This window comes from Agrobacterium sp. CCNWLW32 (assembly GCF_037083425.1).
Taxonomy (GTDB): Bacteria; Pseudomonadota; Alphaproteobacteria; order Rhizobiales; family Rhizobiaceae; genus Agrobacterium; species Agrobacterium radiobacter.
Genome location: NZ_JBAOJM010000001.1, coordinates 245,541 through 254,893, shown reverse-complemented (window position 1 = coordinate 254,893; position 9,353 = coordinate 245,541). Strand labels below are relative to the sequence as shown.

Annotated in this window: 13 protein-coding genes and 1 pseudogene; 1 reads left to right on the top strand and 13 read right to left on the bottom strand. The window is 55.9% G+C overall.

The window, feature by feature from the left end; genetic code table 11:
* Positions 1-35: 35 nt before the first annotated feature.
* The 5 genes from V6R85_RS01430 to V6R85_RS01410 all read right to left on the bottom strand — a co-directional run bounded on the left by V6R85_RS01430 (position 36) and on the right by V6R85_RS01410 (position 4,606).
* A complete protein-coding gene (locus tag V6R85_RS01430) occupies positions 36-2,099 on the bottom strand; it encodes a portal protein (protein ID WP_336376979.1) in 2,064 nt (687 codons plus the stop codon).
* Positions 2,099-3,619 (bottom strand): terminase, encoded by a 1,521-nt coding sequence (locus V6R85_RS01425; RefSeq protein WP_336376978.1) that lies wholly within the window; start codon positions 3,617-3,619, stop codon positions 2,099-2,101. The genes V6R85_RS01430 and V6R85_RS01425 overlap by 1 nt, the downstream gene beginning before the upstream one ends.
* Positions 3,594-4,097 (bottom strand): helix-turn-helix domain-containing protein, encoded by a 504-nt coding sequence (locus V6R85_RS01420; RefSeq protein WP_336376977.1) that lies wholly within the window; start codon positions 4,095-4,097, stop codon positions 3,594-3,596. Before V6R85_RS01420 ends, V6R85_RS01425 begins: the two co-directional genes overlap by 26 nt.
* A gap of 10 nt (positions 4,098-4,107) precedes the next feature.
* Positions 4,108-4,338 carry a spike base protein, RCAP_Rcc01079 family gene (locus tag V6R85_RS01415; RefSeq protein WP_336376976.1) on the bottom strand — a complete coding sequence of 77 codons (231 nt, stop codon included), beginning with the start codon at positions 4,336-4,338 and terminating at the stop codon, positions 4,108-4,110.
* A gap of 112 nt (positions 4,339-4,450) precedes the next feature.
* Positions 4,451-4,606, bottom strand: a complete 156-nt coding sequence (locus V6R85_RS01410; protein WP_336376975.1) for a hypothetical protein — start codon at positions 4,604-4,606, stop codon at positions 4,451-4,453.
* Between the two features lie 50 nt (positions 4,607-4,656).
* Here V6R85_RS01410 and V6R85_RS01405 point away from each other — a divergent pair, with 50 nt between their 5' ends.
* A complete protein-coding gene (locus V6R85_RS01405) occupies positions 4,657-5,004 on the top strand; it encodes a hypothetical protein (protein WP_336376974.1) in 348 nt (115 codons plus the stop codon).
* A 5-nt stretch (positions 5,005-5,009) separates the two neighbouring features.
* On the opposite strand, the gene V6R85_RS01400 is transcribed toward V6R85_RS01405, so the two are convergent.
* From V6R85_RS01400 to V6R85_RS01365, 8 genes and pseudogenes are all read right to left on the bottom strand, one after another.
* Positions 5,010-5,180, bottom strand: coding sequence for a hypothetical protein (locus V6R85_RS01400; protein ID WP_336376973.1), 171 nt, complete (start codon positions 5,178-5,180; stop codon positions 5,010-5,012).
* Positions 5,181-6,166: 986 nt separating this feature from the next.
* Entirely contained in the window at positions 6,167-6,739 is a 573-nt protein-coding gene (locus V6R85_RS01395) for a transcription termination/antitermination NusG family protein (protein ID WP_336376972.1), read from the bottom strand.
* Between the two features lie 68 nt (positions 6,740-6,807).
* Positions 6,808-6,966 carry a hypothetical protein gene (locus V6R85_RS01390; protein WP_336376971.1) on the bottom strand — a complete coding sequence of 53 codons (159 nt, stop codon included), beginning with the start codon at positions 6,964-6,966 and terminating at the stop codon, positions 6,808-6,810.
* Positions 6,967-7,090: 124 nt separating this feature from the next.
* Positions 7,091-7,318: pseudogene (locus tag V6R85_RS01385) on the bottom strand (helix-turn-helix domain-containing protein); the annotation flags it as partial.
* A gap of 269 nt (positions 7,319-7,587) precedes the next feature.
* Positions 7,588-7,950, bottom strand: coding sequence for a hypothetical protein (locus V6R85_RS01380; RefSeq protein WP_336376970.1), 363 nt, complete (start codon positions 7,948-7,950; stop codon positions 7,588-7,590).
* Positions 7,947-8,594 carry a methyltransferase gene (locus V6R85_RS01375; protein WP_336376969.1) on the bottom strand — a complete coding sequence of 216 codons (648 nt, stop codon included), beginning with the start codon at positions 8,592-8,594 and terminating at the stop codon, positions 7,947-7,949. The genes V6R85_RS01380 and V6R85_RS01375 overlap by 4 nt, the downstream gene beginning before the upstream one ends.
* Positions 8,591-8,956, bottom strand: coding sequence for a RusA family crossover junction endodeoxyribonuclease (locus tag V6R85_RS01370; RefSeq protein WP_336376968.1), 366 nt, complete (start codon positions 8,954-8,956; stop codon positions 8,591-8,593). Before V6R85_RS01370 ends, V6R85_RS01375 begins: the two co-directional genes overlap by 4 nt.
* Entirely contained in the window at positions 8,953-9,213 is a 261-nt protein-coding gene (locus V6R85_RS01365) for a hypothetical protein (protein ID WP_336377020.1), read from the bottom strand. Before V6R85_RS01365 ends, V6R85_RS01370 begins: the two co-directional genes overlap by 4 nt.
* Positions 9,214-9,353 lie beyond the last annotated feature (140 nt).

Sequence of the window (9,353 nt, the reverse complement as noted above, 5' to 3'; positions counted from 1 at the left end):
GCGCTCATGCGGGCGAAACCGTCTGGATGACGGGATTAGCTTGCGGACGAGCCGCGTCTACTGTTGGCGTTTTGCTGCCGTATTTCGTTTTGACGTTCTTGGCCGGCAATGCGGGCCGCGTCGTTCATGGCCTTCTGCGTGCCGAGAGCAAGATCAATTTCTGCCTCTTTGCCCTTCAGGAAGAGGTCGAGCATCTTACCTGCCGCATCAATCTGGGCTGACTGCTGGTCGGCCTGCATATCCATCTGCTTGGCGGCAATATCGAGCTGGCCCTTTTCACGCATGGTCTGCGCTCTGATCTCTTCCGGGGGTGGCGGAGGCGGATTAGCTGCGGCCTTGGCTTGCTCCTCCTCTGCCTTCTCTTTCCATTTCTGGACAAGCGAGGCAGGAAGTGGCGAATAGCTCAGAATTTCCAGCGTGGTCTCTGGCGTCATGAACTGCTTCACGAATGGCATGATCTGCAACAGGACGCCCCATGTGCGCTCTTTCTCGTTCGGAGACGTTGGCGCATCATCAACGATGATATCGTATTGTGAGCTGCCCTCTTTTCGGATCAACGGCACATACTGAGCTTTGCCATCGCCAACGATGCGGATCAGGCGCCCGTCGCTGAGATAGTTCTGGATCAGGAAGAGCATGACCTTGCCCTGCCGCTTGCGATAGCGACGGAGGGCGTTAAAAAGCGATGCCAGCAGGTTGAGAGATGACTGCTTGCGCTGATATTCTAGAACACCAGCCTGATCGACCTCGCGCGTACCAAGAAACTCCGGAGAAAGGCCCGTAACCTGGCTGATCGACTCCTTGGCCTCATTGAACAAAGCAAAGAAGCCTGTCGGGAATTGAGCGGACGGCTTTTCTTTGAGCGCAGGACTCTGACCGCGCAATGCACCGTCCTTCAGCCATGTGATAGCGTCGGACTTGGTCCAGCTTTCCTCTGCCTGCCGTGGGTCGTCGAAAGCGCTCTTTTCCGCAAGCAAGCCGCCCTTGGACTGGCTGTTGAGCAGGTACATGACCTGTGAGAAGAACTTGTTTGACCAACGCTGCGGATCGATGACCGCGCGAACGATGCCATAAAACTGCATCTCGATCTTGTCATAGTAGCCGGTGATGCACTCCCACCCGAACATGCCGGGGGGTACAAGAGGCTGATCCGGCGTTGCCAGAACCTGCTTGCCGATGAACGCGCGCTTCACAACCTTCTTGTACTGCCGCACAGCCGGGAAGTCGGGATACTGCTTGCGGATCAGGTCGTATTGCTTCTCGCTGTATTCACGCGGCTCCGACGATGGCATGCCGTTAGCGTTGATAGCAGGCCCACGATAGTAAGGTACCTTCTCAAACCAGCGGATTTCCACCAGCGTGCAGAGCTTGCGCTGCCAGTCGCCCGTGAACTCCTGTTGGTCACCCTCGTAGCGATCGGCCTTGTCCTGATCGTGCGGATTGACCGGATCCTTGATAAGCGTCTTCGCCCACGTGGCGTTTAGCATCTCCTTCGGAACCTTCGGGAACATCTCCTGAACTTCGCTGTAAGGCTTTTCACAGACGTACCAGAGGCGTTGAGCATCCTGCAAATTAGGCTTGCTGGCGTTGCAGTCCCATCCCATCTTGAGATTGTCCATGCGCTCGACAATAGGCGCACCATCCGGGTCAGTCTCGAAATCAAGGCGAGTGTCGGTCCAGCCCATGCCGGTGACAACGGTGTCCTCGAATGCGTCGGATTCCTCATCCTCTGCCGAAGTCTGGTCACGGAACCACTCGCCGGCCGCCGTTAGGATTTCGTCAGCCAGTGCATCGCCCTGCTCACGCGGGATATACTGCACCTCGCGGCGGTTGTTTATCTCGGAGCCAACCACGGCATTAACGAGAGGAGCCGTCCGGTTGAACGTCATTTCCGGGCGCTTGTTGGCGCGCAGGACGTTCTTGTCTTCCTCTGACCACTGTCCGCTACCGGACTTGAAGCCGAACGCCTCACGCGCAGTCTTGCGCCATGCTACGACCTTGGGCATGTCGTCCGTTATCCAGCTCTTCAGCTTGAGCGTCAGGTCGTCATTTTCCGCTCTGGATGTGGTATCGGCAGAGTCTTCGTATTCTTCAGCCATTATTCAGCCATCCATGATGAAGACGAGCTTGATCGGCTCGAATAACGTGATTGCGAAGCAAGAGGTCGGGGTGGCGTGTAATTGCTGGTGGCGAACGTCTGATAACCATCGGCGCCGTGTGATGCATCGTCATGCCGTGGCTTGTCTTTCCACACACCCCGGAGGTCGTCCCATTCCTTGCGATATGCCCGAAGCCTCTTCAGGCCAGTAGAGCATCCAGTCTCGTCAAACTGGCTGAGTGCCAGCTTTGATCGTGCTGCCGCGATGCTCTCGCTTTTCAGCGCCGGCCGCTCCACAACGTTTGGGCGAAAGCCTAGGCCATCCATGACAGCGAGCGTTCCGCCTTCCAGCCACAGAGATTGCCTGTCGCCGTCGTGGGGGATGTAATGCTCTCCAAAGGTAGCGTTGCGCTCCTTGCCCCATTCCCTGAGCCATGAAACGTAATGCCCGATGAATTCACCGCTGTTTTCGTAGTAGCCAACGAAGCGATGATAGCCGTCAACAAACTGGTGCAGCCATATTGTGTTTAGGTCGTTGCGCCCCAGATCCCAGAACGTATTGACGACCGCGCTCGGGATGAACGGAAACGCCCCGATGCGCTTTTGCTTCGATGCAGCAAGCATTTCGTGAGCGAAGTATGCACCTTCAAGCGCCTGCTCAAATGCTTCATCAGGCGTTGACGGATATTCCCGCCGCATATCGCCGCCCTGCACTTCTGCTTTCTTGATGTACCAGGACTGCTGCTCTGGCGTGGTTATGATACCCTGCGCCGCCAGCTTGTCGAAATAATCCCGGTCTTCCTGCCCTATGGCAAAATAACCATTCGACAGGCGGTATTGACCATCTCTCCACCACGGGAAGAAATGAAACTTATAATCGAGGTCGCTAAGCTCCGTCCCTTCCGCCTGCTTCTTGCGGGCAGACTGGACCATTTCGTAGAACCTGCCCTCTTGGCCTTCAGCCGTACTCTCTATGACGACGAATTGCCCGGCCTCCACTGCGTTAAGAGTGCCGGTGACAATTTCGCGGGCCTTGTCTGGGTACTGCGAACAAATCTTGCCAAACTCTGAGATATGCAGATATTGCAGAGTTCCCGATCGCATTGAGGTAGAGACGCGGATCGATGAATTGTTGGCGAACGTCAGCGTGTCCGCGCTATCCTGCCGTGTAGCGACGAGTGCCTTAATCCCGTCATCCAGATTATCGTATGGGAACTTGATCTTGTCCCGGAAGATGACCTTGGCGTCGTCCAGCTTATGAGCAATGACGCCGGCGCGTGTATTCGGGGTGAATATGCATGCGTCAAGATAGATAAGGCAGCACAGCGTTGTGAAACCCAACTGCCGGGCCTTCAGGATGATGTTCATCGAGTGGATGTCATCGAGGAACTGAAGCTGGCTTTCGTTTGGCTCGAACGGTACTGCCTTGCCGCTCTTGTCTGTGATCTTGTAAAGGTTTGTCAGACGCCAGCGCGGGTCAAGGAACTGGTCAGTGTTAATCTGAATGGATGCGTTTGCCATTGGTTGCGATGCGCTCCATCAGTCCTTTAAGGCTGTCGCCCGCCTCGTGGGTGAGCGACCCATCAAACTCGTGCTTATCGCGCCAGTCTTCTTTGCGGCGGTTCTTAAGCCAGAATATTGCTGCGGTGGTGTCGGCAGGCTGGTGCTTCTCGACCTGCACAACCTCGACCTCTTCCTTGTATTGCTCGACCTTTATCTTGATCGCCTGTTCTTCGATGAAGTCATATCCAGTGGCCTTCATATACAGGCTGCGAACAACTCGTTCGTCTGCCTTTTCCTTCCCGGCTTTTACGGAGTGACAAAACTCTTCGTGATCAATTTTCCACCGGTGGATGGTACGGACACATACCCCGAAGAAATCCGCTATTTCGCTGTCAGTTGCGCCAAGAAGGCAAAGCTTCTCGACCTGCTCTGCATACTCAGGCCTGTACTCGCTTGGGCGGCCGCCCTTATCCATTTCCGTTTCATCACTGCTCATGGCTTCTGCCTTACTTAATCCCGGAAATACCGGTAGCCGTGGTGCCCGTCGCCCATACACGGTTAACCCGGATCGCATAGCAGCCGGCAGGATACGTGTATGTTGCCGTGACGCCGTCGATACCGGTTACCTTGATGTCCCCACCTTCAGCAATGACGATGGCGCGGCTTGCGGCTGTCATGTCTACGGTATCGCTGGGAGTGATGGCGAAAGGAACGCCTGGTTCTGTTGGGCTGTACATCGTTCTCTTCCCTATCTGGGGTTATTCCGGTCTTGCGCAAAATCATTCCAGAAATGCTTTATCCACCCGGTGGGAAGGTGACATTTCTCGGGTGTTTCGCGATAATGGTTTTCTACGAGTAGGCTTTGAGCCTGACGTGATTGATGCGGCAGCGCCTGACAACCGCGTTCAGCCGGCCTGCCTCTTCATCATGGATGAGTTCAGCCTTACCGTTGATCAACAAATGAATGGTCACGCGCCTCTCCCGCTCTTGATCGGTGGTGGTCATGGGGTGGGCTCCCGAAGGTCATCGAAACTTTTGATGCGTGGCGCTTGGTCATGAGGTCCGGTCGCGAAGACAACCAGATCATCGCCGGCTATCTCGCGCTGCGCTCTCAAGTCCCATCCGCGATGGATGAAATGCGGCGGCCCGAATGCCTTGACTGCCGAATGGTATTCCTCACCCTTGAAGCCAACGAAGTGAACGCAGCGCATTCACAGAACCAGAAACGCTTTGATCTGCCGGATTTCTTCCTGAAGTTCGGCAATGCGCTTGGACGCTTCTTCAATCACTCGGTTGAGCGAATGCTCTCTGGAGACGAACGGCTCTGTTTCACCGGTGAAGGGATTAAGGAAGTGAACGGATCCAACCCCTGCCTTAACTGCCTCGACTGGAACCTCGCCTGAGTGGGTCACCATTCGCTCTCCATCTCAGCGATGTCCTGCTTATTGAAGCCACGACGCTCCAGGTCTTCGCGAAGATCCTCGCGCAGCTCCTGAGCCACCTTGTTCTTCATTGGATTGCAGAAACCGTTTTCCATCTCGCGGAGCTGGCTCACCTTGCGATCGAACTGAGACTGCATCGCTCTCTCCATGTGGGCGGGTGAATGGGGTTAGGCGGCGACAAAGTTCCAGATGGGTCGATAATCGCGCCAGAGGGCGAAATGGCTACGACCAACGCGGAGGTTGAGCCGCTTGCCGATGAAATTCAGTTCCCAATCACCAGCGAACCGAACGGACGTGAAAAACCGAACCTTCATGGCTTAGTCCTCTATGGGTGAAACGTATTCAGCCCCACCTTGTTACGGGCGGGGCTGGTGAAACATGCCTGCCTACAGGCTTACGGATAGGCGCCCCGGATTTACAGCCCCAGGGCTGGGCTGAGTATGAGGACACAGGCGCGTCCTGCCGGACCTTGCGAGCATTACCGGTTATCAGCCGATCGCTTCATCCCTACTCGCCCCGGATTGCAAGCCCAGAGCTTGTCCTTTTTGGTAGCCTCATACCTCAGATCGGGTGATCAACCCGCTGATCCTGATTTGCTGCGAGGGCCACACGCTACCGTGGCTGGCATCGGGCGAACGCATCTAGCATCAGCGCATCGCGTTCGGTGAAGATGCCGGTGTTCCCTGCGCTTCTGCGTTTCAGCGCCGCATCGCATTCCGTTGCCCTGTTGGGCGAATTAGCGGGCCGAGATTCTGCGGGGCCTTAATTTGCCGCTCACGTACTGATCGGTTTCGCGTCCCTCATGGCATCTAGGCGTCTCTACCTTGCGGCACTACCACTCTGCCATCACGCTCCGAGAATCTTGAAACCAAGGAGCTATCGGAAGCGCGCAACCTTGGAGTTCTTCGGCCAATCGACCGAAACTTTCGCATGCCGAGCGCCAAACACTCGGATTACTCTACACCCTTGCGGGGAGGACGGCCTTGGCTAATTACCGCGTCGTCATGCGAAATTTTGGGTGCGTTTCTCCAACCCCCGATTTAACGAAGGTTGGTTAGGCCGTCGAGTATTCCCTTTGGTAATAACGAAAGGTCCGACTGAACACCCAAATCACGCCGAAACATTAGCTTGCCATCGCGAGTTTTGCAAGAGGGCCATCGCCTTCAAGCCCCTCCAATTCCTTGAGAATCAACAGAACTCTTTCGCGGGTTGCTGGCGACAGTTCATTCATGGCCTGCTCTGCCGCATATCTCATGGAAACCTTCTTGCGTCGGCCTTTTGGTAATATCAATCCGAGCTGGCGGTTGAGGGCGTTGCGGCGCTGCTGCTGGCACAGGCGTTCCCGTTCTTCCCGCTCCCGAGCGTAGACCGCCTTGCGCTCCATGTCTGCGAGCATGAGGAGGCCGATGTCTTCTGCATCGCGGAAGCATACCGGGCCACCTTCCCTTGATGATCGCAGGAAGCACATGACGCCATCAGTGCGGCGGACACGCTCAAAGTCACGCTCGGGGATATTGACGAACACATAGCCCACCAGCAGAGGGAAGCGCTTGCCGATCACCTTGTTGGTGCGCTGGTGCCGAACATCCTGCCAGAATGACGGCATGTAAACGTCAATCCCCTCATTGCGCAGGTTGCGCTCGATGATGCTCTCGCCCTCCCTGCCTGCCGGAAGATTTGCAGCGAGTGAAGCCATGCGCTGCGTCCCCGGCATTGGTCGTATTGCATACCATTTTGTGTTGCTCATGCCCGCCGCCCCTTCTGTTACTTCCTGCCGAGAATGCGCTTGATTTCGTCCATGCAGGCCGACGCGCCGCGACCTTGCAGGTATTGGTCTATGATGCGGTGAATGGCTGTCTCTCGCTTCTTGCGATCTGAGCCCGCCGCCTTGGCATTGAGGATGGGCTTAGGAATGGTGTTCATTCGAGCCTGCCTTGGCGTTCTTTTCTCGCCACTCCGCATAGATCGCATCGAGGCGGGCAGACGATTCCAACCGCTCGCGCTCCCTTTCGCGCCAAGTAAGTATTTCAGCATCGAGCCGACCTTGAGAGACAATTTCCTCTATTTTTCGGACAGAATTCAAAGTGGTGGTATGATCACGTCCACCGCACCACCTGCCGATTTGTGGATACGACAGGTCTGGACGCTCTTCCTTGATCGCGTAACTGATAAGGTGCCTCGGGAACGTAAGATGCTTGGTGCGCCGGCGTCCCTTTATCCCCCGAAGCTCTACCCCCGGAAAGCGCTCAAGGACACTAAGGGCGATCTCGTCCATTGATCTCTTGCGAGACTGTTTCTCGTCGCCGCCAAATGTGATAGGCTCGTAAGCTTTCCACGTCAGCCTTAGCGAAGCTGACATGGCAAATGATATTTCCAATGGCGGCTCTTCGTGTACCTCTGGCTCAGGTGGCGCGGCGATGATTTCGGTCTGTGCGGGGCGCGTTTTCTCCTCGAAGCGTTTTGCTGCCTCAATCTTTTTCAGCGCCCTTGCTCTTGCAGCCTCATAGAACGCAATCTGTGATGGGGTACGCAACTGGTGCATGTTCATCTGAAACTCCTCGCTTCACGCTCTTTCTCGCGGCGAATGTAATCTTCCCGGCTTTCCGCCATGCGGGCGACGGGTGAGACACTGTATGTGCCAAATGGCGGCGGCCGATCGGTCCCGGCGTGGGGAAGCTTGGCGCGGGCGTTCGTGAACCAGTCGGAGCGGAAACCTTGCCAGCCGTGCAGGATTTGCATTTCTGCGGCTTCCTGTGGGCTTCCGGTCTTCTCGTATTCCTTAACGAGAAGCTTGGCAGCGTATGCGGTCAGCGGCTTCTTTACCGTCTTCTTACGATGCTCGATAAGGGCGCCTGCAAGGTCATCGCCAACACAGGCGGCCAGAATTGTCTTGATGTCTTCGGTCATGCTGCCACCTCTGAATATGCTGCATAATCTTCCTTGCGCTCCAGCTTCTTCCGGCAGGGAGGTATCCAGACCAGCTTTGTGCCGTCCATCCCGTCGACCCATACCAGCCAGCAGTAAGAAGTAGCGGTTGAACCTGTCGCAGTGAGACGGCCCTTGACCATCGGCACTCGCTCAGAAAACTGCGCGACAAGAGAAGGCGGGTTTTTGCTGAAGAGGTTTTCGTAGCGCCCGACACCTTCAAGGAATGAAGTTCGAACTATCATCGCCACGCCTTCAACAGCGACTTCTCGACCGCGAGAAATAAACTGCTCGGCGAGGCGGAAAGGCGGGTTGCTGATAATCCAGTCCGGCCTCTCTGATAGAGGCATGACGGGAAACAGGAAGTCGTGCTGGAAAGAGCGTGGATTTCCGTAGTCGTGAATATCCGAAGCCCAAACGGCTCCAAAGTATTCATCCAGTGGTCCTGACATATGACCGCGATTACACGCCGGTTCCCACACTGTACGGTTTTTGATGAAGCAAAACCGGGGAATCACGTATTCACACAAAGCTCGCGTTGCCCATGGCTGGGTTGGGAAGTCGTCTAGGCTGTCGTGTGGCTCGTTGCGCTGTTGCATCACGGCTGATGATGTGTTCTGGCTCATGCTGCTACTTCCTCCGCCGCTTCGGTCACTGTCACAACGCAAGGCGCCGGGAGGTCCTTGCCCCATGTCATGACCAGTTGCTGACATTTGCTGTCGTCCTGAATGATCCCGTGCATGACGAGAAAATCCTGAACGGCCTTTTCGAGATTGCCGAGGTCTCTTGCCCGCTTATCGGGGGCCTCAAGGCATATAGCGATATGGTACGGGCCTATCTTCTGGCGGTGGCTGTCCTTGACGTACAAGGATGCTTCCTTGATCCAGGCTAGGTATCGCGCCGTCTTGCTGCGACCGCGTGCTCTTCCACCATTGGCGTAAATGGCATTGACAGAGACCGGGAATGGGAGGTGGAGGGTCACACTCATGCCAGCGACCTCAAGATTGCTCTTCCGATGATTTCGGGGATTTGCGGGACGACCGCGTTACCCAGTTCGGCAAGTCTATGGCCTCGATTTTTCACGCCGTGCGCTACTCGGGGGACTTCTGGCTCTCTGTCCCAGATCCCCAACGCTTCATCGCGTTGATGCGGCCAATCTTCGAAAGGCACGCTGCGCTGCATGTATTGTTCTTCATGCTGTGACTGGGCAGAAACATCGTGCCGCACACCTTGCACGGTTTCCATGGCTTCACACGCCGGTGACCGTCCCTTTGGTCTGCCTTGACATGACAAGGGACACACAGGATCTCGACTTGTTCTGGCTTCGCATAATCCGGATGATGCCTCTGCAGCTTCTCGGTCGCCCCACATTCCTGACATGTCGT